The organism is Kribbella sp. NPDC004875 (genome assembly GCF_042873375.1).
Taxonomy (GTDB): domain Bacteria; phylum Actinomycetota; class Actinomycetes; order Propionibacteriales; family Kribbellaceae; genus Kribbella.
This window is the reverse complement of sequence record NZ_JBIALI010000002.1, coordinates 346,034-368,973: the sequence shown is the minus strand read 5'-3', so window position 1 is coordinate 368,973 and position 22,940 is coordinate 346,034. Positions and strand designations below refer to the sequence as shown.

Genomic DNA, 22,940 nt, shown 5'->3' with positions numbered 1-22,940 from the left:
CAGCAACCGGAACGCTTGTGAACGACAACAATGTAGTTCAGCCTTGAATTGTAAACATTGCATTACAGGCGTAACACCAACCCCAGTCGCCCCTGTTGTCACATCCGTACCAGCGCATACGGTCGGTTGACGTTCACACGGGGAGTTGGATGCGATGCGCAACGTCATACGAGTTCTGACCGGGGTCGCCGTACCCGTGCTGACCGCGGCCGTGATCACCGCCGGCTCACCCGGGTTCGGCGCGTACAAGGTCAAGCAGGGTGACACCCTCAGCCACATCGCGAACCGCCACGGCACGTCCGTCGCGCGGCTGGTTGCCCTGAACAACCTGCCCGGCAACGGCAACGCGATCTACGCCGGCGAGCTGCTCAAGGTCCCCACCCAGGGGCCGGCGACGACCAGCTCCCCCGCGAAGCGGTCCCAGCTCGGCCGGGTGACGTACGTCGTGAAGTCCGGCGACACCGTCTCCGGGATCGCGAAGCGCTTCCACTGCTCGCAGGCCAACCTGCTCGCCGCGAACGGGCTGAAGCCGAGCGACCACATCTACGCCGGCAAGCCGCTGCAGGTCCCGGTCAAAATCCGCCCGAAGGCGAAGCCGCGGACCGACAACACGTTCGCCGGCCGCACGTACGCCGACCACGTCGTCGCGCAGGCGAACCGCAACCGGGCGATCCTGAAGAAGCGCAAGCTGCCGACCCGGTCACACATGCGCTCACTGATCGTGTCCACCTCGAAGCGGTACGGCGTCGACCCGGAGCTCGCGCTCGCGGTGAGCTGGCAGGAGTCGGGCTGGAAGCAGCGGGTCGTCTCCCCCGCGAACGCGGTCGGGGCGATGCAGGTGGTCCCGTCGACGGGCAAGTACACCTCGGGCATCGTCGGCCGGAAGCTCGACCTGCTCGACCCGAAGGACAACGTCACCGCCGGAGTCGTCCTGCTGAGCCGCCTGACCGGCGCCGCCCGCCTCGACATCGCGGTCGCGGGCTACTACCAGGGCCTCGGCGGCGTGAAGAAGAACGGCGTCTACCCCGACACCAAGCTCTACGTCCAGAACGTCCTCCGCATCAAGGCGCAGTTGGAACGCGGGTGGGATCCGCTGCGGTGAGCCTGGCGCGGTGACGCTGAGCTGTTATCTACACTCTCTGGGCAGGACTGTTTGGGGAGAGGCGGCTCACCGCAAGTGACGGACGACGTGGACATGCAGGTCAGCGACCGCCTCGTCGGGCGAGTGCTCGACGGTCGCTACCGTGTCGGCGCGCGCGTCGCGAAGGGCGGGATGGCCACCGTCTACCAGGCGCTCGACATGCGTCTGGACCGGACCGTCGCGGTCAAGGTGATGCACGACGGGCTCGGTGACGACGCCCAGTTCACCCGCCGCTTCGTCGCCGAGGCCCGCGCCGCCGCCCGCCTCTCGAACCCGAACGTGGTCGCCGTCTTCGACCAGGGTGACGACGACGGCACGCTGTTCCTGGCGATGGAGTACGTCCCGGGCCGCACGCTGCGGGACGTGATCCGCGCGGAGGCTCCGCTCTCCCCCGCCCGCGCGCTGGACCTGCTGACGCCGATCCTGTCCGCGTTGTCGGCCGCGCACGACGCCGGCATCGTGCACCGCGACATCAAGCCCGAGAACGTCCTGATCTCCGACAAGGGCGCCGTGAAGGTAGCCGACTTCGGTCTGGCCCGTGCGGTCAGCGCGAGCGGCAACACCGCCACCCAGGGTCTCCTGATGGGGACGGTGTCGTATCTGGCGCCCGAGCTGGTCACCGACGGCAGTGCGGACGCCCGCTCGGACGTGTACTCGGCCGGCATCCTCCTGTACGAGATGCTCACCGGCAACAAGCCCCACTCCGGTGACACCCCGATCCAGGTCGCCTACGCCCACGTCCACGCCGACGTGCCCCCGCCGTCACTCGAGCAGCCGAACATCCCGCCGTACGTCGATGCGCTCGTGCAGCGCGCGACGGCGCGTGACCGGGACCTGCGGCCGACGGACGCCCGGGTGTTCAGCCGGCAGGTGCACCGGGTGCGCAGTGCGCTCGAGGAAGGGCTGCCGGACGACCCGGAACTGACCGGCGACCTGACCGTGCCGATCCAGCAGATCCGCCAGGACAGCGGGTACGACGACGGCTACACCCGCGGAGTCGCCGCTGAGCAGGGTGAGCTCCGCCACGACACAATCGTCGTACCGGTGGAGCAGGGACGCCCGACCGGCGGCCCGGCGACGACGGCACCGCCGCCCCGGACCCCACCGGCCGCACAGCAACCGCAGCAGCGCCGGTCCCGCGGACCGATCGCGCTGATCGTGATCCTGGCCGCGGCGATCGCCATCGGCACAGCGGCCTGGTACTACGGGATTCACCGCTACACGACGACGCCGGACCTGATGAACCTGTCGCCGGCCGCCGCGGCTGCCAGAGCCGGCGAGGCCGGTCTGCAGACCAGTCTGGACAACCAGGACTATTCCGAGGACATCAAACAAGGTGAGGTCATGCGGACCGATCCGGCTCCGGGCGACCGGATCCGGAAGGACGGTGACATCGGTCTCACCGTCTCCAAGGGGCCGGAGCGTTACCGCGTGCCACAGCTCGTCGGTCTGCAGCTCGACGCCGCTCAGCAGGCGCTGTCCCCGATCAAGCTGATCACCGGGCAGATCAGCGAGCAGTACAACGAGACCGTGCCGCAGGGCCGGGTGATCGCGATCAGCCCGAAGTTCAACACGGTTGTGAAGCCGGGGACCGCGGTGAATTTCGCGGTCAGCAAGGGTAAACGGCCGATCAGCGTGCCGGACCTGACCGGCAAGTCGTACCGCGAGGCGAACAAGGCGCTGCGCAAACTCGGCTTCACCGTCGCCCGCAGCACGCAGTACGACGAGAAGGTCGCCGAGGGCAACGTGATCAGCCAGAGCCCGAACAGCGGGACGTTGTTCGCCAAGGACAAGGTCTCGCTGGTGGTCTCCCTCGGGCCGCCGCTGGTCGACGTACCGGACGTGAAGCGGAAGACCACCGCGGAGGCGCAGAAGATCCTCGGGGACGCCGGGTTCGTGGTCCGGGTGGAGAAGGCGCCGTTCAACCTCGGCCTGAACATCGTCGCCGCCCAGAACCCCGGCGCCGGCAAGAAGGCGAAGCCCGGAAGCACGATCGTTATCACCGTGCTCTAAGTCACCGTTTTGCCTTTGGTGTAAGGCGTCTGGTGAGATGTCGGACGTGAACCACCCCCGCCTCGCCGTCCTGGCCCTGCTCGCGGTCGCGGCGGCCTGGGGATCGACGTTCTTCCTGACCAAGGACCTGCTCACCAGGATGGACGTCGCCGACTACCTGGCGTTGCGGTTCCTGATCGCGTCGGTCGCGCTGATCCTGGTCCACCCGCCCGCGATCGCGCGGTTGAGCCGCCTCGACCGCGGCCGCGCGGTGGCCCTCGGCGTCACCTACGGCATCGCCCAGCTGGTGCAGACCGAAGGCCTGCGGCACACGTCCGCGAGCGTCTCCGGCTTCGTCACCGGCATGTACGTCGTCTTCACGCCGCTGCTCGGCGCCGTGATCCTGCGGCACAAGATCGGTCGCTGGGCCTGGGTCGCGGTGATCCTCGCCACGGTCGGCCTGGGCGTGCTGTCGCTGCGCGGTCTCAGTCTGGGCAAGGGCGAGCTGCTCACGCTGGCCTCGGCGGGGCTCTATGCGTTGCACATCATCGGCCTGGGCGCCTGGTCGACCTCGCGGAACGCCTTCGGTCTGTCCTCCCTGCAGATGATCGTGATCACACTGGTCTGCGCGATCGGTGCGGTGCCTGGTGGGTTCTCCGTCCCGAGCACGGGCGGCGACTGGGTCGCAGTCGTGTACATGGCGCTGGTCGCCGGAGCGCTCGCACTGATCGTCCAGACCTGGGCGCAGGCACACCTCACTCCCACTCGCGCGGCGATCGCGATGACAATGGAGCCGGTGTTCGCGTCGGCGTTCGCGGTGCTGTTCGGTTCGGACAGTCTGACCTGGCGGATGCTGGTCGGCGGCGCACTGGTGGTGTCGGCGATGTATCTGGTCGAGCTGGCGCCACGGCATAAGTTCGAGGCGGAAGTGCAACACCTGGCCCAGTAGGAGTGCGAATGCGGGACGACAACGGGAGGCGCGGCCGGTGGTACCCGGTCGTCGTCATCGCGGTCCTGCTCGCGGTCCTGGCCGCCGGCGCGATCAGCAACCTCGTCGAGCACCCGCAGCCTCGCCTGGTCGCGGACGGCATCCCCGGTCGCCCGTCGGCGCTTCCAGCGTCGTCACGCAGTAGCGACAAGTACGACGACCTGGTCCGGCACGCACTGGCCGACCTCGACGGTCTCACCCTCCCGAACGGCGCCACGCTGGCCGGCTGGGACGGCCCATGGCGCTACGTCTGGCCGCGGGACGCCTCGTTCGTCGCCGTCGCTCGCTGCGCGACCGGCCAGTACGACGAGGCGCTCGCCGTACTGTCGTTCCTGGACCGCGTGCGGCCGTCGACAGGGCGATGGGAAGCGCGGTACACGGACAGCGGCGGTCAGGTCGGCGACGGTCGCGCGGCGCAGCTCGACGGCTCCGGGTGGGTGTTGTGGGCGACGTGGTTCTGCCGTGCGGGTGGCAAGTATTGGGATCTGGTCCAGGAGTCGGCCGACCAGATTGTCTCCGAGCTGGGCCCTGACGGGCTGCCCGCGCCGTCGCCGGACTACTGGGAGCGGCCCGAGAGGGAGCTGACGCTCGGCACGGTCGCACCGCTGCTGACTGGGCTCCGGTCGGCGGTCCGGATCGCCACCGACCAGCAGCACCCGGCTGAGGCCGCTCGGTGGCGGAGCGCCGCCGATACGTTGTCGAAAGCAACCGACCGGGTGTTCGGACCGGACTATCCGCGGACTCCGGCGCAGGCGACCAGCTTCGTCGAGCCGGGTGTCGAACCGATCAGCCTCGACGGCGGTGCGGATGCGATCGTCACGGTACTCGGTCCGCCGTTCGCTCCGGCGCGGACGGTCGTCACCACGGCCATCAACCGAGCTCACGCCGTACTGACACAGCCGAACGGTGGAGTGACGCCAGGCGAGGACTGGCGAGCCGACGGGGTGTCGTGGACACCGCAGACCGCGTTGTTCGCGCTGAGTGCGGCAGCACGCGGCGACAAGGCCACGGCGAACAGTCTGCTCTCGTGGCTCGATCAGCACCGGACGAAGACCGGTGCGCTGCCGGAGAAGGTCAATCGGGATCTGGAGCCGGCCGGCGAGGCACCTCTCGGCTGGACCGCCGCACTGGTCGTCCTCGCCGACACAGCTCTGCAGAACCCGCTGCCTATCCCCTAGTCAGCAGATCTCCATGACGTCGTGGGTCGGAGCCTCCGGGCGGGTGGTGCTCGTCTTGCCGGAGTAGAAGAACGCGGTCGACGAGATGTCGTCCTGCAGCGGCAGGTAGCGGCCGCCGGACCGCCAGCCGAGCGCCTGCACGTCGACGCGGAGCTTCTCCTTGAAGCGGATCGGGTCGGGCAGGTGGAAGCGGTACATGCCGAACCGCTGCTGGCTCTGGTACTGCCCGTCCGGCCGGATCACCTGCGGCATCCCGAGGTACGGCGTACTGAACTCGGTGTACCCACCCAGGTGGGGCACGTCGAAGTTCCACGCGCCACCGAAGTAGTCCTCGGTCCCGGTACCGCAGATGGTCGGGAACTCGTCGTCGCCGTCCAGGTAGAACTTCACCTCGCCCTCACCCCACCAGCCGGTGCTGTTGACGCCCCAGGCCAGGTAGGTACCGACGTAGTGACCAGGTCCCTCCACACCGTCCAGCAGCGTGTGCACCGTCGCGGACGGCAGTGGGTTGCTCCGCCGCCACTGCGTGTGCAGGTACGCCGACTTGTCGGGCACCGCGCCGAGCCAGTAGTCCACCTGGAAGTACACGACCACCGGCTCGTCGTGCGTGTTCTCCAGCGTCAGCGTCGCCTGCGACTGGAACGGCATCTCCCAGTAGCAGTTGAACCCGCCGTTCGGGTTCACGGCAACCGGGAGCGAGTTCACCTGGGCGAACTTGCCCCAGCCGGAGCAGAAGAAGTCACCGACCGGCGCCTCGATCGCCGGGGCGCTGTCACCGTCCCAGAACCCGCGCAGGACCAGGCGGCGCCAGTGGTCGACGTGCGTGGTGAGCCAGATGTGCGTGATACAGCCGGAGCCGGCGATGTCGGCCAGCGTCGCGGTCTCCCCCGGCCCGATCTCGATCGACGGCGAGACCTTCCAGCCCTGGCCGAGGTCCCGGGCCGCGCGCGCACCGGTCCCCTCGGTCCGCCGCCCACCCTGACCGGGCTCGCCGGTCGGGTTCTCCGCACTGATGGAGCGCGTCTCGACATCGGCGAGCGCGCTGATGCCGGTGAGATTCCCAAGAGTCATACCCGCGACCTTAGGCGCCACCAGGTCCCGCAAGAAATCGATTGCCCGCCAAGTGGACTCGGCGGCACGACGCCCAGACGGAGGAGCGGGTGGATCAGCAGGACCGGACCTTGGCAGTCAGGCCGGTGAAGGAGACGCAGGCCCAGGGGCGGCCCTGGTCGCGCTTGGCGCGGACGATGAGCGGGTAGGCGTCCGCACCGCGCACCTGTGGGTTCTTCTCGCTCGGCAGTGACCCCACCGCGCCCCCACGCCCCTCGGCCGCGGCCCGCACCTCGGCGACTGTGACGGCGCTCTCCGCTGCCTTCTCCGCCGCCTTCCGGGCATCTGTCGCGACCTGCAGGGCGAACGCGATCTCGGGCGGCTTCGACCACCTCGTCTGGGACACGGGGATGATCAGGCCGAACATCACCAAGCCGATCGCGGTGACGATCTGCCGGATCCGCCGGGTCTGGTCGGTCAGCAGCAGCCCGGCGCAGCAGATCGCCAGGAAGACCGTCAGCCCGCGCATCACCCAGTGCCGATCCAGTCGCCCGTCCACCGCGACTCCGGCCGCGACCGCGATCACCAGGCAGAGCACGGCCGCACCCAGCGCCCGGACCCGGGGAGACAGAGATTGCATGCCGCAGACGATAGACGGCAGGCCTTCAAAGGCCCTCAGGCGCCCGCCGTCCGCCGTACTGGACATGCGTCCAGGCTCCACCCCCGTTCTTCCAGAATCGCCGGCAGTCGGCCGCTGTCCCGCGACAGCCGTTCGGCGCAGGGTTGTGGCCGTTGGTCGCGGGACGCGCCGGTCAGGATCGTGCGACGCGGACGGTGCTGGCAGATTCGAATTGTCCCACCGCCCCCTAGGGAATGGATCCGGATCGTGGCTGATGACGTGACCGAGAACCCGGGCTCCTGGAGCATTTCGCGGCGTCGAGCACTGCAACTCGGCGGCGGTGCGGCCGCCGTCGGCGCCGTCCAGCTGCCGGCCCTGCCGGCCCTGTCGACCGGAGCCGCGCCCAGCGCGAATCAGGCCGTCCTCGCCGAAGGCACCAACTTCATGGTGTCGGTGTCGCCGGACGGGAAGTGGCTGGCGTTCGACCTGGTGACGGCGATCTGGGTGACGCCGGCCGCGGGCGGTACGGCGCGGCGCCTCACCGACGACCTGCAGGACGCGACCCGCCCACGCTGGTCGCCGGACGGCCGGTCCATCGTGTTCCAGTCGTACCGGGACGGGAACTTCCACCTCTGGTCGATCGCACCGGACGGTAGTGGCCTCCGGCAACTGACCTCCGGGCGCTACGACCACCGCGAACCCCAGGTCTCCCCCGACGGCCGGTCGATCGTCTTCTCGTCCGACCGCGGTGGCACCGGGAGCTACGGCGTACACCGGCTGGATCTTGGGAGTGGCGCGATCGTGGCGCTCACCGATGGCCCGGGGGAGGAAGCCGAGCCGACCTTCGCGCCGGACGGCCGCCGAGTCGCCTTCACCGTCGACACGAGCTCGATCGTGGAGCTCGACCTCGCGACCGGTGTGCGGACGACGGTGGTCGCGGCGCGGACGGGGATCACGGTGTTCGGGCCGTCGTACTCCCCCGCCGGGAAGCTGGCCTACGTACGGCTGACCGGGCCGACGTGCGATCTCGTGGTGGACGGTCAGCAGGTCACGACCGGCAAGGACGTGTTCGCACTCCCGCCGTCGTGGGTGTCCGCGACCGACCTGTTCTACAGCGCCGACGGTTCGGTGCACCGGTATCACGCCGGCGGCGGGCACACCGTCGTACCGTTCTCGGCGGCCGTTCCGGTGACGGCGAAGCGGCCGCGGCCGAAGGCGCCGGATCTCGAGTGGACGGCGAAGCGGCCGGTGCGCGGGATCGCGAGCCCGACCGTGTCGCCGGACGGGAAGTGGCTCGCGTTCCGGGCGCTGAACGCGCTCTGGCTGGCGCCGACCGACGGCAAGTCCCGTCCGTGGCAACTGGTCGCCGACGGCTACTTCAACTCCGATCCGGATTTCGCGCCGGACGGTAAGACGTTGCTCTACGCAAGCGATCGGGACGGTACGGCGGACCTCTGGCTGCACGATCTGGCGACCGGTAAGGACACCAAGGTGTCGGGCCTGCCCGGCGCCCAGACCGCACCGCGGTTCGCCCCCGACGGCGGGCGGATCGCGTACCAGGACCAGGACGGCATCGCCTGGGTCCTCGACCTCACGTCCGGGCAGGTCCGCCAGCTCACGCCGACGCTGTTCCAACCCGGCCGGGTCAGCTGGTCACGCGACGGGAAGACGCTCGTCCTGGCCGCGGTCAAGCCGTTCTCCAAACGCTTCCGCGAGGGCACCAGCCAGCTCCTGTACGTCGACGTCGCGACCGCCACCCTCGAGTACGCCGAGCCGATGCCGTTCCGCTCGCTCGCCACCCGCGGCGACGACGGGCCGGTGTTCTCCCCCGACGGCAGCCACCTCGCGTTCGTCGTCGAGAGCCTGTTGTACGTCGTACCCGTCGATGCCCGCGGCCGATCCACCGGCGAGCCGCGCGCGATCACCGACGAGGTGACCGACTCACCGGTCTGGCTGGACGACCGCACGCTGCTCTATCTGAACAGCGGAAAGTTGCGCCGGACAACGATCAACGGCGGGCGTCCGGAGACCGTCAAGCTCGATCTCCAGTACCAGCGGGCGAGCGTCAATCAGCACATCACGATCCACGCAGGCGCGATGTGGGACGGCCGGTCGACGACGCTCCGCCGGGAGGTGGACATCGTGGTCGACGGCGCGCGCATTGCCGCCGTACGCCCGCACGCCGGTCGCGCGGACGTCGATGCTTCCCAGCTGACCGTGATGCCCGGGCTGATCGACGCGCACAACCACTGGCATCTGCGCGGGCGGGCGTGGGGTGCGCGGCAGGGCAACCTGTGGCTCGCCTACGGGATCACCAGCACCCGCTCCCCCGGCGACCCGGTCTACCAGATGCAGGAGACGCGAGAGGCGCTCGCCAGTGGGGCGCTGCGCGGGCCGCGGTACTTCGCAACCGGCGAGGCGATCGACGGGTCGCGCGTGTACTACAACTTCATGCGGCCAACGCTTTCGATCCGGCAGCTCGCTCTGGAGCTCGATCGCGTCGAGGGGCTGGCGTACGACCTGGTGAAGACGTACGTGCGGTTGCCGATCGAGTACCAGCGGCGAGCGATCGCGTTCGTCCATCGGCTCGGGCTGCAGTTGTCGTCGCACTACCTCTACCCAGCGGAGCATCTCGGGATGGACGGGATGGAACACACCGGCGCGACGAACCGGCTCGGATACTCGCACACGGTCAGCCGATTGGGTCGCGCGTACGCCGACGTGGTCACGCTCTTCACCCGCGCCGGGTTGTCCGTGACCCCGACGCTGTTCAACTCGACGATGGCACACGTCGACGATCCCTCGCTGCTCACAGACCGGCGTACGACGGCGCTCTATCCGTCCTGGGAGTACGACGCACTGATCGCCGAGGTCACGACCGCGAAGGGACCGGCGGGCGTCACCACCCGCGAGCTCCTGCGTGGCAACGTCGACATGGTCCTCCGCATCCATCGCGGCGGCGGCCTGGTCATCTCGGGCACCGACACGCCGCTCGACAACATGGCGGTCTCCCTGCACGCCAACCTCCGCTCGATGGTCGCAGGCGGCTTCACGCCGTACGAGGCCCTCACCACCGCGACCCGGAACCCCGCCAAGTGGCTCGGGCTCGACGGCAAACTCGGCGTACTCCAACCGGGCGCCCAGGCGGACCTCTCCTTCGTCACCGGTGATCCGCTGGCCGACATCCGCGCGGCTGCTGCGGTTGATCGCGTGATGGTGGCGGGCCGCCTGCAGACGGTCGACGAACTGTTGGCGCCGTACGCGGCGGGCGCGCGAGTCCAGCCCGCCGTACACACCGCCGACGCACCACAACCGCTGACTCGCGCCGAGGCCCACGCCCACGACGCCGACTACTGGTGGCACGAACCCGAATGGCTCCACCGAGCCTGCTGCGAGGGCTAACCCGACGCCAGCGCGCGGCACGGCAGCGCGGGCGGCGCGACGGCGCGGGCGGCAGCGCAGCGCGGGCGGCAGCGCAGCGCGGGCAGTTGCGGTGGGCTTGGACAGTCAGCGGGGTCCGTGAACAGGTAATAACCTGTTCACGGACCCGGGTGCCTCTCCAAACCCCCGACCGCTGGTCAGACTCAGAACGGGAGTTTGGGTTGGGGTGGGGCGTGGGTGGGGTCTACGCCGTCGAAGAGGCTGCTGACCGATTCGCCGTCGTGGATGCGTTTGATGGCTTCGGCGAAGAGGCCGGAGACCGAGGTGACCTCGAGTTCGGGGAAGCCGTCGGGGCGGGGGACGGTGTCGGTGCTGATGACCTCGGTGATCGACGGGTGGCTGCGGAGGCGGTCGACCGCGGGGCCGGCGAACAGGCCGTGGGTGCAGGCGACGGCGGCCTGGGTGCAGCCGCGGTCCTTCAGACGGTCGAGCAGTTCGATGATCGAGCCGCCGGTGGCGATCTCGTCGTCGAGGACGATCGCACGCTTGCCGGCCACGTCACCGACGATGGTGTCGATCACGACCCGGTCGTCGGCGAGGCGGCGCTTGCTGCCGGCCGCGACCGGCGTGCCGAGCAGGCGGGCGAACTGGGTCGCGGTCTTGGCATTGCCGAGGTCGGGACTGACCACGACGGTGTCGGACAGGTCGCGGCCGCGGAAGTGGTCCGCGAGGACGCCGATCCCGGTGAGGTGATCGACCGGGACCGAGAAGAAGCCGTGCACCTGGGGCGCGTGCAGCGCCATCGTGAGCACCCGGTTGACGCCGGCGGTGGTCAGCATGTCGGCGACCAGCCGGCCGCCGATCGAGATCCGCGAGGAGTCCTTCTTGTCGGACCGCGCGTACGCGTAGTGCGGGATGACCGCCGTGATCTGCTGCGCCGACGCGCCGCGGGCGGCGTCGATCATCAGCAGCAGCTCCATCAGGTGCTCCTGCGTCGGCGGAACCAGCGGTTGCACGATGTACACATCTCGTTGCCGGCAGTTCGCCTGCAGTTGGACCTGCAGACAGTCGTTGCTGAAACGATGGATCTCGACCGGAGAAAGCGGTACGCCGAGATCTCTGCAGATCTGCTGCGCCAACTCGGTGTGGGCATTTCCGCTGAACACGACGATCTCTCGCACGGCTCTCCCCGAACGCTGCGAACCCGACAGCTGAACCCTAACCGATCAGTCGCGCGAGGATTTCCGCAGCACTCCGGCAGTCGGCCGTGGACGCGTCCAGATGCGTGACGACCCGCAGCTGCGTGGCCCCGACCCCACCGACCAGGACACCCTGGTCCTTCGCGCCGGCGACGACCTCGGCGACGGACTTGCCGGTCGCCGACAGGTTCGCGACGACGATGTTCGTCTCGACCTGGTCGGGCTTGACCGAGCCGGGCGCCGCGTCGGCGAGCACCTCGGCGATCAGGCGCGCGTTGGCGTGGTCGTCGGCCAGCCGCTCGATGTTGTGGTCGAGTGCGTACAGCCCAGCGGCGGCCAGTACGCCGGCCTGCCGCCAGCCGGCACCGAGGCGCTTGCGCCACACCCTTGCCTCGCGGATCAGCTCCGTGGAGCCGACGAGCACCGAACCGACCGGCGCGCCGAGGCCCTTCGAGAGGCAGACGCTGGCGGCCGCGGCGCGAGCGGCGTACGACGCCGCGGTGCGCCCGCTCGCAACAGCCGCGTTCCACAACCGGGCGCCGTCGAGGTGCAGTGGCAGACCGCGCGCTTCGAGTTCGTCGGCGAGGGCGTCGTACCCGTGCTGGATCGCGCCGCCGCCGAAGTTGTGGGTGTTCTCGACCGAGACAGCCGACGTGGTGACGAAGTACGGACCGAGGTCGGGGGCGATCAGGGCGCGGATCTGCTCGAGGTCGATCTGCCCGGCCGGGGCGCTCCACGTGCGCGTGGTGACACCGCTGACGGCCGCGTGCGAGCCGAGCTCGGCCCGCACGATGTGGGCGCTCGCCTCGCACAGCACCTCGCCCCCGCGCGGCACGAGCCCGCGGACGCCGAGCACGTTCGCGAGCGAGCCCGTGACGGTGAACAGCCCCGCCTCGTGCCCGAGCAGCTCGGCGACCCGCTCCTCCAACGCGTTGACCGTCGGATCCTCGCCGTACACGTCGTCGCCGACCGGCGCCGAGGTCATGGCCGCCAGCATCTCCGCCGACGGCCGGGTGACGGTGTCGGAGCGGAGATCGATGACCGTCACGCTCGGGCTCCTCGCAGGCGCTCGGCGACGAGGAAGGCGAGCTCGAGCGACTGGTGCCGGTTCAACCGCGGGTCGCAGGCGGTCTCGTACCGGTTCACGAGGTCCTCCGCGACCAGCGCCTCACCACCGCCGAGGCACTCGGTGACGTCGTCGCCGGTGAGCTCCATGTGCACGCCGCCCGGCCACGTCCCGACCTGCTGGTGCGCGTCGAAGAAGCCCTGGACCTCGTCCATCACGTCGTCGAAGTTGCGGGTCTTGTACCCGTTCGGCGTCTCGTAGGTGTTCCCGTGCATCGGGTCGCACACCCACGCGATCGGCGAGCCGTGGTCGCGGACCGCCTCCAGCAGCGGCGGCAGCGCCTCGCGGATCTTCCCGGCGCCCATCCGCGTGATGAACGTGAGCCGCCCCTCGACGCCCTTCGGGTTCAGCTTGTCGATCAGCGCCCGGATGTACTCCGGGGTCGTGATCGGGCCGATCTTGACGCCCAGCGGGTTCGACAGCGAGGCGAGGAACTCGACGTGCGCGCCGTCCAGCTGCCGGGTCCGCTCCCCCACCCACAGCAGGTGGCCGGAGACGTCGTACGGCTGCTCGGTCCGCGAGTCGATCCGGGTCAGGGCGTGTTCGTATTCGAGGATCAGCGCTTCGTGCGACGCGTAGAAGTCGACGGTCTTGAACTCGTCCGAGGTGGCGCCGCAGGCGCGCATGAACGCGAGCGCGCGCTCGATCTCCGACGCCAGCTGCTCGTAGCGCCGGCCGACCGGGGACGACTTCACGAAGTCCGTGTTCCAGGCGTGCACCTGGTGCAGGTCGGCGTACCCACCGGTGGTGAAGGCGCGGGTCAGGTTCAGCGTCGCGGCGGCCGCGTTGTAGACGCCGCGGAGGCGCTGCGGGTCCGGGATCCGCGACTCGGGGGTGAAGTCGAAGCCGTTCACAGCGTCACCGCGGTACGACGGCAGCGTCACGCCGTCCCGCGTCTCCTCGCCCGACGACCGCGGCTTCGCGTACTGACCGGCGATCCGGCCGATCTTCACCACCGGCACGCTTGCGGCGTACTGGAGTACGACGGACATCTGCAGGAGCACCCGGAGCTTGGCCCGGATGTTCTCCGCGGTGACGCCGGCGAAGGTCTCGGCGCAGTCGCCGCCCTGCAGGATGAACGCCTCACCCCGGGTGACGGCGCCGATCTTGGTGGTCAGGTCGTCGCACTCACCGGCGAACACCAGCGGCGGCAGCGTCCGCAGCTCGGCGATCACCTGGTCCAGCGGGGCCGACTCCGGCCACTCCGGCTGCTGCAACGGTTTCAAGGCCCGCAGCTCGTCGAGGGTCGGAACCCCCGGCACTTCCCCCGTCGTCAACGTCGCGAATTGCATGCGCCCACCCTAGTAGAGCCCCCATCACCCCCGCCTCTCCGTCTCACCACACCCAGGCTGGGGAGGATCCCGTACCCGATTTGGAGCGAGATCTCCCCAGGCAGCTGTCCACAGGCGGAGAGAGGTGCGTCCGCGGACAGCCTGACGAGTGCATGTTCAGGGCGTGGATGGAGCAGAGGAGAGCAATGACGGGTCATTCGTGGACTTGCGCAGGTCGCAGGCGGGGGCATTCACCCGGACGCAGGCGATGAGGTGCGGGATCAGTGACAAGGTGCTCGGACGGGGGGTCCGGGCCAGGCAGTTGCAGCGGATCCATCCAGGCGTGTACGTCGATTTCACCGGACCGCTGCCGTGGGAGACGAGGGTGTGGTGTGCGCTGCTCGCGTGTGGGCCGGGGACCGCGCTCACTGGACCGACCGCGCTGCGCAAGTACGGCGTCGACGGCGACTGGAGGGACGACCGGATCCATCTCGCGGTGCCGCACACCCGGCGACTCGATCGGAAGTCGAGTGTCGTGGTCAGCCGGCATCGTGACCTGCCGGCGATTCTGCACCGGACGCGCCGACCCCTGACGGTTCGCATCGAAGTCGCACTACTCCTCACCGCCGGTGCGCACCGGGACGTGTCGAGGCGTGCCGCCGTACTGCTGGATGCCTGTCGGCAACGCCGGACCACGCCGCACCGGATCCTCGCTGAGCTGCCCGCTCTGCCGAGCCTCGCCGGACGGAGCACTCTCCGGAGGATCCTGGCCGATGCGTCCGACGGGGTGCAGTCGTTCCTCGAGCATGCGTACCTGCGACGCGTCGAGCGAGCCCATGGCCTACCGCACGCCCGGCGCCAGGTCCGCGCGACGACCGAGCAGGGCGTCGTCTACCGGGACACGGAGTACGAGCCGTACGGCGTGATCGTCGAGCTCGACGGCCAAGCCGGCCACGCCGACTCCATCAGCCGCTGGCGGGACATGACCCGGGACAACGCGGCGGCGACAAGCGGCAAGGTGACGCTGCGCTTCGGGTACCAACTGGTCAGCGACCCATGCTCGGCCGCGATCCAGGTAGCTGCTGCCCTCCAGCACCGCGGCTGGCCCGGCCGACCCCGCCGCTGCTCCCCTGCCTGTCGGCTCTGACAGAAGCCTGGGGAGGATCGTCTGCCCGATTCGGCGCAGGATCCTCCCCAGCTCAGGCCAGGGAGCTCAGGTGAGGGAGCTGGGGTCGGGGGGTACGTCGACGGCGTGGGCTTGGAGGACGGTGAGGGGGACTGTTTCCAGGGCGCGGGAGTGGGTGGACGCGAGGACTACGGGGGCCGCGGCGCCGTCGTGGTAGGCCTGGAGCCAGCGGGCGGCCACGACGCACCAGCGGTCACCGGGCTCCAGCCCGGGGAAGTTGTACTCCGGGCGTGGCGTGATCAGGTCGTTCCCGGCCGACGCCTGGTGGGCCAGGAACTCGGCCGTCATCACCGCGCAGATCGTGTGACTACCGAGGTCCTCGGGGCCGCTCGAGCAGCAGCCGTCCCGGTAGAACCCGGTGACCGGGTCGGTCCCACACTCCTCCAGCGGCTCGCCGAGGACGTTCAAGTCGCTGTCCATGGCGACAATCCTCGCCGGACAGCGGGCGGAACGGGGTCAGCTGGCCTTCGTGTCGCCGAGCCGGATGTGCTCGTCGACCGATTCGCCCGCCTTGATCAGTTCCTTGGCCTTGTCCGCGTACATGTCGACGTACTCCTGGCCGGACAGGTCCATCAGCGCGTACATGATCTCGTCGGTGACCGAGCGCAGGACGAAGCGGTCCCGCTCCATGCCCTCGTAACGGGAGAAGTCCAGCGGCGTGCCGAACGCCACACCCGGGCGGACCAGGCGCGGCAGCAGCCGGCCCTTCTCGCGGTAGAACCAGTTCGGCCAGATCCGGCCCGGCGGCTGCAGCTTCTCGGTGTCGATCATCGCGACCGGGATCACCGGGACGCCGGCCACGATCGCCATCCGGGCGACGCCGGTCTTGCCCTTGTACAGCCGGCCGTCGGGCGAGCGGGTGCCTTCGGGGTAGATCCCGAACAGGCCGCCCTTCTCGAGGATCTGCAGCCCGGTGTTGAGCGCGGCCAGCGAGGCGCGGCCGCCGGAACGGTCGATCGGGATCTGGCCGACCGACCGGAAGAAGGTCGCGACCAGCTTGCCCTTCAGGCCGGGACCGGTGAAGTACTCCGACTTGGCGGGGAAGACGATCTGCCGCGGTACCGAGACCGGCAGGAAGATCGAGTCGCAGAACGCCAGGTGGTTGCTCACCAGCAGCGCCGGACCGTCGGTCGGCACGTGCTCCAGGCCGGTCACCTTCGGCCGGAAGAACAGCTTGATCAGAGGTGCGACCACGAACCGTCTGAGGAACATGTACAGCATCCGTCTCGACCTCCGTCACTTGCCCGACACGCTCACCCGACACCCACCCGACGACACCTTCCAGGCCATCGTCGGTCGTACCCTCGTCCGGCACCAGTGCCCGCCGGTGGCGGTCACGCGACATCTCCGGCGCGCCGACCGTTCCGGTGCGGACACTACGTTCCAGCTTCCCCCTCAGGCAATGTCACCGCCAGGAATGCGAGTGTTGCGCACCGTGTTGTCACCTGGATGCAGACTGGACGCAGCCCAGATGCGACGATTGACACGCGCCCTTGCCGGTACCGGTCCGGGCGCCAGTGAGGACCGACCGGCGAGGAGTCGAGCGTGCCAGTGCAAGCCCACGCGGAGGAGTTTCGCAGCCCCGGATCCGGGGAGAACGCCGCCGTCGGAGTCCTGCTGAGTCACGGTTTCACCGGCTCGCCGCTGTCGATGCGCCCGTTCGCGGAGCACCTGGCCGCCGAGGGGTACGGCGTGGCGGTGCCGCGCCTGCCCGGCCACGGGACCAGCTGGCAGGAGATGAACAAGACCGGCTGGCCGGACTGGTACGCCGTCCTGGACAACGAGCTGACCCGGTTGCGCAAGGAACACGACCAGGTGTTCCTCGTCGGGCTCTCGATGGGCGGCTGCCTGGTGCTCCGGCTGGCCGAGCAGCACGGCGCCGACATTTCTGGTCTGGTCCTGATCAACCCGTCCGTGCGGACCGACGACAAGCGGCTGGCGCTGCTGCCGGTGCTCGCGCGGCTGGTGCCGTCGTTCCCGGGCATCTCGAACGACATCAAGAAGCCGGGCGTCCAGGAGGGCGCGTACGACCGGATGCCGCTGCGCGCACTGCTGTCACTGTCGCAGTTGTGGAAGCTGACCCGGGCGGATCTCGCCAAGGTCACGCAGCCGGTGCTGCTGTTCCGCAGTACTGTCGATCATGTGGTGGAGCCGAGCTCGGGGCGCGCCGTACTGTCCTCGATCTCGTCCCGCGACGTGACCGAGACCCTGCTCGAGGACAGCTATCACGTGGCAACCCTGGACAACGACGCACCGCGGATCTTCTCCGACTCCGCGGCCTTCATCGCTCGGCTGCGCACCGCCCAGCCGGGTGCATCCCGGCTGAGCGAGCCCGCGGGTGGGCACGACGATGCGTGACAACGGACTGACGGCGGCGTCGTACACGTCGCTCGGGGGCATCGATCCGTTGGTCGCCGAGCCGGTCCTGGACGCGCTCAAGGCCGCCGGTATCGCGGCGTACTGCGAGAACCAGAACGAGGCCCGTACGCCGGAGGAGGCCGAGGAACCGGTCCGGATCCCGGTCGGGTACGACGAGATCTTCGTCGACGCCGAGGCGGTCGAGCGGGCCCGCCCGGTGATCGACCGCAGTACCGAGGACGCGGAGTGGGAGTCCCTCGTCGAGCAGTTCGGCAAACCGTCCGCCCCGGGTCACGACGGTGGCGACGACCCGGTGCCGCGGTGGCCGGCCAGCGAGGACGTCGACGACAGGTACGAGCCGCTGATCGACGTACCGACCGGGCTCTCGATCAAGGACGAGGCGCCGGAGGAGGACGCGAAGCCGGCCAGGAAGGACGACGACCCGCACGACCACTTCGTGCCGCCGGAGCCGCCCCGCGGACCGCGGCTGGACTGGATCAGCCGGGCCGCCTGGCTCGGGCTGATCGGCGGCCCGCTGCTGCTGATCGCGGCCGCGGTGCTCGACTTCGGGACCGGGCGGATCACCACGATCGCGGTGGCGGGGTTCATCGGCGGCTTCCTCACGCTGGTCCTGCGAATGAAGGACCGGCTGCCGCCCGGGGACGGCGGCGACGACGGGGCGGTCGTCTGAGTTAGCATGCGGATCGTCGGACAATCCGACATACCGTGCCGTTCTTTGGGCCGTTCTGTGGGAGGTACCCGTGCAGGTCACCGAGACCGTCGAGATCACCGGCCACCTGATGGACACCGGGCTGCTGTCCCGGGTCCTCGACGACATCCGCGGGTACGGCGGTGAGTACACGCTGGACAAGTTCGACCTCGGCTACGACAAGGACGACCCGTCCACGGTCCGGATGACGGTCGGCGCCGAGGACGAGGAGGCGCTGCAGCGGCTGCTGATGCGGATCCAGACCAAGGGCGCGAACCTGGTGAATCCAGGTGAGCCGGAGATCACCGAGGTCACCCAGGACGGCGTCTTCCCGGACGGTTTCTACTCGACCACCAACCTGCCGACCAACGTCCGGCTCGGTGGTCACTGGGTCGAGGTCGACAACCCGGAGATGGACTGCGGCCTGCTGGTCGAAGGCGGCGCGGTGCGCACGATCCCGATGTCCGACGTCCGGGCCGGCATGCGGATCATCACCAGCGCGCAGGGCGTCCGGGTGATCCCGCCGATCACCGAATCGACCGAGGGCGGCTTCGGCTTCATGGAGTCGGAGGTGTCCAGCGAGAAGCCGCAGCGAGTGCTCGTCCGCCAGGTCGCCGAGGGGATGCGCGAGGCGAAGGCGAACGGCCAGAAGGTGCTCTGGGTCGGCGGTCCGGGCATCGTGCACACCGGCGCCGCGCCGGCCATGGTCGCGCTCGTCGACGCGGGTTTCGTCGACGTGCTGTTCGCCGGGAACGCACTGGCCACCCACGACATCGAGTCGTCGCTGTACGGTACGTCGCTCGGCGTCGACCTGGACCGCGGGCGCGGTGTCGAGCACGGTCACGAGCACCACATCCGCGCGATCAACACCATCCGGAAAGCCGGGTCGATCGCCGCGGCGGTCGAGCAGGGCGTGCTCACGTCCGGGGTGATGCACGCGCTGGTGAAGAACGGGAAGCGGTTCGTCCTGGTCGGGTCGGTCCGCGACGACGGGCCGCTGCCGGACGTCTACACCGACGTCCTCGACGGGCAGCGCGCGATGCGCGCCGAACTCCCCGGCGTCGGGTACTGCCTGATGGCCGCCACCATGCTGCATTCCGTTGCGACGGGCAACATTCTGCCGGCGTCGATCCCGCTGACCTGCGTCGACATCAACCCGGCCACCGTGACCAAGCTGGCCGACCGCGGCTCGTCGCACGCCCGGGGGATCGTCACCGACGTCGGGCTGTTCGTCGAGCACCTCGCACGTGAGCTGTCTCCCACGTACGCCGACACGAAGTGACCGCAGCCCCGGCGTGACCCCGGCGCGGTTCAGGCTGGTGCCATGGTGACTGAGGACTTCGAGACGTTCCTGCGCAGGTTCGAGGAGGCCAACACCGCGTTCGTCAACGGGGATCCGTCGTTGTGGCTGCCGCTGGTGTCACGCAGCGAGCAGACGTCGATCTTCGGCGGGTTCGGCGGCCAGGAGGTCGGCTGGTCGGAGATCGGGCCGCGTTACGAGTGGGCGTCGGCGCAGTTCCGCGCCAGCGGTGCGGAGATCCGGTTCGAGTACCTGGACAAGCACGTCGGCGCGGACACGGCGTACACGGTGGCGATCGAACGCGGCACCGTCCACCACGTCACCCAGACCGAGCCGGTCCCGCACCTGCTCCGCACCACCATGGTCTTCCGCGCCGAGAACGGCCAGTGGAAGATCACCCACCGCCACGCCGACCCCCTCAACCCGAAGTCCACGCCGTCGGGCCCGTGAGGATGATTCAGCGCCCGCGGTCCATGCGGTAGTCGTGCGTCGGCGGGTTCCATCCCTGGGCCCTGTCGGTGGAAACGGCCGCATCGGCGCCACGGGTGGCCTGATCGCGGGACAAGCCGGCAGTGGCCTGCGGGCCGTGTTGCACGGTGCGTTGCAGTGCCTCGGCGAACTCGAGCGTCTTCGCAACCTCGGTCTCGATGCTGGTACGGGCGAGGCTCCGCGTTCCCCTGGACTCTCCGTCGTGCCGGAGAACCACAGCTTCGGTGTAGGTCTTACCCGGCTCGATGTAGGCATTCTCCCGATCGGGCGTCACGAGCAGGTTCTCAGCCGAGTCGTACGAGGTCCGGCCGACCATGTGCAGCCAGCCGTCGTCGTACTTCTTCGTCTCGGAGAACTCCGACCCGTTGGCCTCGCAGGTGGCCTTGACCGCGTCGATGAGCTGCGAACCCAAGATCGGCCGGTCGAACGTAATCGTCTGTTTGACCGGTGAGTCACTGATATCCATCGAGCGATCGTAGGGCGTCCCCGGGTTCACGCAGACCTGATCGCGGAACTCTTCTGCCGAGACCTCAACGCGTCTGCGAGCCGTCGCCGCGGCCGAACCGGGTCGGGTTCCCGTCGCGCTGCGGCGACCAGGCCGACGACTCCGACCTCGAGCCTGCGACGGGGTCCTGCACCGGCCGCGTGACCCCGGTGAGAGCGTTCGGGGCGAGGCCCTTCTGGAGTGCGGGTTCGGGTTGCTGGGCGACGGCTTGCGCGAGGTGCTCGCTGAAGTCGACGACCGACCGGATTTCCTGGTCGCGGGTGTAGGGACCGCTCTCGTCGTACATCCGTCCCTTCACCGGCTGGTCGTGCCGAACGACGACTGCCGACGTGTAGCTCGCGGCCGGGTCGATGGTGGCGGTCGTCTTGTCCGGCGTCACCAGCAGGTTGTCGCAGTCGTTCCAGCCGCGCCGGCCGACCAGGTACATGACGTCCTCGTTGAGGACCTTCTCCTTGTACGCACCACCGCCGGCCTGCTCGCAGGCTTTCTCGACCGCGTCCACCAGTTGCCGGCCGGTGATCGCCCGACCGAACTCGACGGTCTTCATCGCGGGCGAATCGCTGAGGTCGACCACGGCATTCTCCTTCTCTCACGGCTGTCGTTCGCCGGGTGGTTCAGCCGCGGCTCAGGTTGTCGCCGAGGCGGGTGCCGGGGGTGCGTTGGGGGCGGTCGAACGCCCCAAGTTCCGGGTCGTTCGACCCGGAACGGTCCGGGCCGGAGCCTCGGGCGGGTGAGCGGTCGAGTGCGAGGGATGCGAGGTTCTGCTGGCGGACGCTCCGGTCCAGTCGAGCGGCGAACTCGCCGACCGACTGGAACTCGTCCTCGACCGTGGAACGGACCGGGAAGCGGTGCTGCCACGGCACCGCGAGATGATGGTTCGCGACGATCGCGCCGGTGTAGGTGGCGTCCGGGTCGATGTACCCCTCCCCGCCGATGGGAATCACCACCAGACTCTTGTGCGCCAGACCGGAACTCTGCCCGGCGACGATCTGCGAACCGTCGGGGTTGGCCGCCTCGTAGTACTGCGTGCCGTACATGCTCTCCGGCACGCAGCACGCCTTGATCGAGGTGATCAGTTCCCTGCCGGTCGTCGGCCGTTCGAACTGGACCGCCTGCCGGGTGGCCGTCTCGCTCAGCACGACCGGCTGCACCGTGCGCTCCTGGTTCTGCCCCAGGTTCTGGTCTGCGCCGGACCCGACGTGCCGCTGCAGGTCGGCGCCGAACTCCTTCAGGGAGCCGACGACGTTCTGGATGTTCGCGTTCGCCGGACGGATCGTCGATCCGGCGTCCCACAGGTGATGGTGCGCGAGCACCACGGAGTCGTACGACTCCTCCGGATCCAGGTACGGCCGGGCGAGGTCCTGTGCGACGACGACGCCGCGCTCCAGGTGCTCGGAGGCCCGGCCGACCTCCACGACCCAGCCGTTGTAGTACGCCGCTTCCTCGTGGTGCACGTCACCGGACCGTTCGGTCGTGGCCTTCGCCGCGGCCACGATCTGCGCGCCGGTGGCCGGCGGGTCGAAGTGCACCACGTGCCAGGCGTTCGTGTCGCTGAGGTCGAGCATCAGTCTCCTCCGAGCGGGTCGTCGGGCGTCGATCCTAGTGACGGAAGGGGTCCCCTACGCGCCGGAACTGCTGCGCGGGCAGCGATGGGTGTTGGATGGGTTCCATGACCGAACTCGTGCACCTGGCAGTGGACGGCGGCGTGGCGACGATCACGCTCGACTCGCCGCACAACAAGAACGCGCTCTCGCAGCAACTCACCGGGGAGTTGCTCGAGCACCTGGAGTCGGCCGGTACCGACGACAGCGTCCGGGTGGTCGTGATCCGATCCGCGCTCGACGTGTTCTGCTCCGGTGCCGACATGTCCGAGGCGACGACGGTCGGGATGGGCGTCGGCGCGCAGCGGATGGTCGACGTGCAGCGCGCGATCGTCGCGAACCCGAAGCCGGTGGTGGCGCGGGTCGCGGGGCCGGTGCGCGCGGGCGGGATCGGGATCGTCGCGGCGGCCGACATCAGCATCGGTGGCGAGAGTGCGTCGTTCGCGTTGACGGAGGTCCGGCTCGGGCTGGCGGCGGCGACGATCTCGCTCACCGTGCTCCCCCGGCTGACCGACCGCGCCGCGGCGTACACGTTCCTGTCGGGCAACCCCTTCGACGCGCTGGAGGCCGCACGCCTCGGCCTGCTCACGCTGACGGTGCCCGACGACGAGCTGGACGCCTCGGTCGGGGCGCTGCTCATCTCGCTGCTGAAGGGCGTCCCGCAGGGTCTCCGCGAGACCAAGAAGCTCCTGAACCGCGAGCTGCTCGCCGACATCGATGCCCGCGGCAAGGATCTCGCCGAGCTCTCCGCCTCGCTCTTCGGCTCCCCCGCCGCGCAGGAAGCGATGCTCGCCTTCCTGAACCGCAAGAAGAACTAGCCAAGGCGTAATCCGTTTGCGGGTCCGCG

The 22,940-nt window shown here is 69.4% G+C and carries 21 protein-coding genes; 11 read left to right on the top strand and 10 right to left on the bottom strand.

What is annotated here, in order from left to right; genetic code table 11:
• Nucleotides 1–154 precede the first annotated feature (154 nt).
• The 4 genes from ACFYRH_RS12855 (at nt 155) to ACFYRH_RS12840 (ending at nt 5,299) form a co-directional block, all read left to right on the top strand.
• Complete coding sequence (locus ACFYRH_RS12855; protein WP_387772750.1) at nt 155–1,102, top strand: LysM peptidoglycan-binding domain-containing protein; 948 nt, start codon at nt 155–157, stop codon at nt 1,100–1,102.
• A gap of 75 nt (nt 1,103–1,177) precedes the next feature.
• Nucleotides 1,178–3,154 (top strand): Stk1 family PASTA domain-containing Ser/Thr kinase, encoded by a 1,977-nt coding sequence (pknB, locus tag ACFYRH_RS12850; protein WP_387772747.1) that lies wholly within the window; start codon nt 1,178–1,180, stop codon nt 3,152–3,154.
• A gap of 46 nt (nt 3,155–3,200) precedes the next feature.
• Nucleotides 3,201–4,082, top strand: a complete 882-nt coding sequence (locus tag ACFYRH_RS12845) for a DMT family transporter (protein WP_387772744.1) — start codon at nt 3,201–3,203, stop codon at nt 4,080–4,082.
• Between the two features lie 8 nt (nt 4,083–4,090).
• A complete protein-coding gene (locus tag ACFYRH_RS12840; protein ID WP_387772741.1) occupies nt 4,091–5,299 on the top strand; it encodes a glucoamylase in 1,209 nt (402 codons plus the stop codon).
• Here ACFYRH_RS12840 and ACFYRH_RS12835 read toward each other — a convergent pair whose 3' ends face one another.
• Both ACFYRH_RS12835 and ACFYRH_RS12830 read right to left on the bottom strand, forming a co-directional pair.
• Entirely contained in the window at nt 5,300–6,370 is a 1,071-nt protein-coding gene (locus ACFYRH_RS12835) for a glycoside hydrolase family 172 protein (RefSeq protein ID WP_387772738.1), read from the bottom strand.
• Nucleotides 6,371–6,464: 94 nt separating this feature from the next.
• Nucleotides 6,465–6,989 carry a hypothetical protein gene (locus tag ACFYRH_RS12830; protein ID WP_387772735.1) on the bottom strand — a complete coding sequence of 175 codons (525 nt, stop codon included), beginning with the start codon at nt 6,987–6,989 and terminating at the stop codon, nt 6,465–6,467.
• A 246-nt stretch (nt 6,990–7,235) separates the two neighbouring features.
• On the opposite strand from ACFYRH_RS12830, the gene ACFYRH_RS12825 reads away from it, so the two are divergent.
• The gene (locus tag ACFYRH_RS12825) at nt 7,236–10,370 is read left to right on the top strand and encodes a DPP IV N-terminal domain-containing protein (RefSeq protein ID WP_387772732.1); all 3,135 of its coding nucleotides are present in this window, start codon (nt 7,236–7,238) and stop codon (nt 10,368–10,370) included.
• Nucleotides 10,371–10,552: 182 nt separating this feature from the next.
• On the opposite strand, the gene ACFYRH_RS12820 is transcribed toward ACFYRH_RS12825, so the two are convergent.
• Genes ACFYRH_RS12820 through ACFYRH_RS12810 form a run of 3 tightly spaced genes read right to left on the bottom strand, consistent with a single transcriptional unit; the run spans nt 10,553 to nt 13,966 of the window.
• Nucleotides 10,553–11,530 (bottom strand): ribose-phosphate diphosphokinase, encoded by a 978-nt coding sequence (locus ACFYRH_RS12820; protein ID WP_387772729.1) that lies wholly within the window; start codon nt 11,528–11,530, stop codon nt 10,553–10,555.
• A gap of 37 nt (nt 11,531–11,567) precedes the next feature.
• Nucleotides 11,568–12,596: a threonine aldolase family protein gene (locus ACFYRH_RS12815; protein ID WP_387772726.1), complete on the bottom strand. Its 1,029-nt coding sequence runs from the start codon at nt 12,594–12,596 to the stop codon at nt 11,568–11,570.
• Nucleotides 12,593–13,966: a class II 3-deoxy-7-phosphoheptulonate synthase gene (locus ACFYRH_RS12810; protein ID WP_387772723.1), complete on the bottom strand. Its 1,374-nt coding sequence runs from the start codon at nt 13,964–13,966 to the stop codon at nt 12,593–12,595. Before ACFYRH_RS12810 ends, ACFYRH_RS12815 begins: the two co-directional genes overlap by 4 nt.
• 148 nt (nt 13,967–14,114) lie before the next feature.
• Here ACFYRH_RS12810 and ACFYRH_RS12805 point away from each other — a divergent pair, with 148 nt between their 5' ends.
• The gene (locus ACFYRH_RS12805; RefSeq protein WP_387772720.1) at nt 14,115–15,092 is read left to right on the top strand and encodes a type IV toxin-antitoxin system AbiEi family antitoxin domain-containing protein; all 978 of its coding nucleotides are present in this window, start codon (nt 14,115–14,117) and stop codon (nt 15,090–15,092) included.
• Between the two features lie 66 nt (nt 15,093–15,158).
• On the opposite strand, the gene ACFYRH_RS12800 is transcribed toward ACFYRH_RS12805, so the two are convergent.
• Both ACFYRH_RS12800 and ACFYRH_RS12795 read right to left on the bottom strand, forming a co-directional pair.
• The gene (locus ACFYRH_RS12800) at nt 15,159–15,551 is read right to left on the bottom strand and encodes a DUF2237 family protein (RefSeq protein ID WP_387772717.1); all 393 of its coding nucleotides are present in this window, start codon (nt 15,549–15,551) and stop codon (nt 15,159–15,161) included.
• A gap of 36 nt (nt 15,552–15,587) precedes the next feature.
• Complete coding sequence (locus tag ACFYRH_RS12795) at nt 15,588–16,352, bottom strand: lysophospholipid acyltransferase family protein (RefSeq protein ID WP_387772714.1); 765 nt, start codon at nt 16,350–16,352, stop codon at nt 15,588–15,590.
• 324 nt (nt 16,353–16,676) lie between these two features.
• Between ACFYRH_RS12795 and ACFYRH_RS12790 the strand changes: the two genes are divergently transcribed.
• The 4 genes from ACFYRH_RS12790 to ACFYRH_RS12775 all read left to right on the top strand — a co-directional run bounded on the left by ACFYRH_RS12790 (nt 16,677) and on the right by ACFYRH_RS12775 (nt 19,948).
• Entirely contained in the window at nt 16,677–17,489 is an 813-nt protein-coding gene (locus tag ACFYRH_RS12790; protein ID WP_387772711.1) for an alpha/beta hydrolase, read from the top strand.
• Nucleotides 17,482–18,180, top strand: coding sequence for a hypothetical protein (locus ACFYRH_RS12785; protein ID WP_387772708.1), 699 nt, complete (start codon nt 17,482–17,484; stop codon nt 18,178–18,180). Before ACFYRH_RS12790 ends, ACFYRH_RS12785 begins: the two co-directional genes overlap by 8 nt.
• Nucleotides 18,181–18,250: 70 nt before the next feature.
• Nucleotides 18,251–19,480, top strand: coding sequence for a TIGR00300 family protein (locus tag ACFYRH_RS12780; protein ID WP_387772705.1), 1,230 nt, complete (start codon nt 18,251–18,253; stop codon nt 19,478–19,480).
• Between the two features lie 42 nt (nt 19,481–19,522).
• Complete coding sequence (locus ACFYRH_RS12775) at nt 19,523–19,948, top strand: YybH family protein (RefSeq protein WP_387772702.1); 426 nt, start codon at nt 19,523–19,525, stop codon at nt 19,946–19,948.
• A gap of 7 nt (nt 19,949–19,955) precedes the next feature.
• Here the strand turns inward: ACFYRH_RS12775 and ACFYRH_RS12770 are convergent, their stop codons facing one another.
• From ACFYRH_RS12770 to ACFYRH_RS12760, 3 genes are all read right to left on the bottom strand, one after another.
• Complete coding sequence (locus tag ACFYRH_RS12770; protein WP_387772699.1) at nt 19,956–20,453, bottom strand: hypothetical protein; 498 nt, start codon at nt 20,451–20,453, stop codon at nt 19,956–19,958.
• A 64-nt stretch (nt 20,454–20,517) separates the two neighbouring features.
• Entirely contained in the window at nt 20,518–21,066 is a 549-nt protein-coding gene (locus ACFYRH_RS12765; RefSeq protein ID WP_387772696.1) for a hypothetical protein, read from the bottom strand.
• Nucleotides 21,067–21,106: 40 nt separating this feature from the next.
• Nucleotides 21,107–22,057, bottom strand: a complete 951-nt coding sequence (locus tag ACFYRH_RS12760; protein WP_387772693.1) for a hypothetical protein — start codon at nt 22,055–22,057, stop codon at nt 21,107–21,109.
• A gap of 104 nt (nt 22,058–22,161) precedes the next feature.
• Here ACFYRH_RS12760 and ACFYRH_RS12755 point away from each other — a divergent pair, with 104 nt between their 5' ends.
• A complete protein-coding gene (locus ACFYRH_RS12755; protein ID WP_387772690.1) occupies nt 22,162–22,911 on the top strand; it encodes an enoyl-CoA hydratase-related protein in 750 nt (249 codons plus the stop codon).
• The last annotated feature ends 29 nt before the right edge of the window (nt 22,912–22,940 follow it).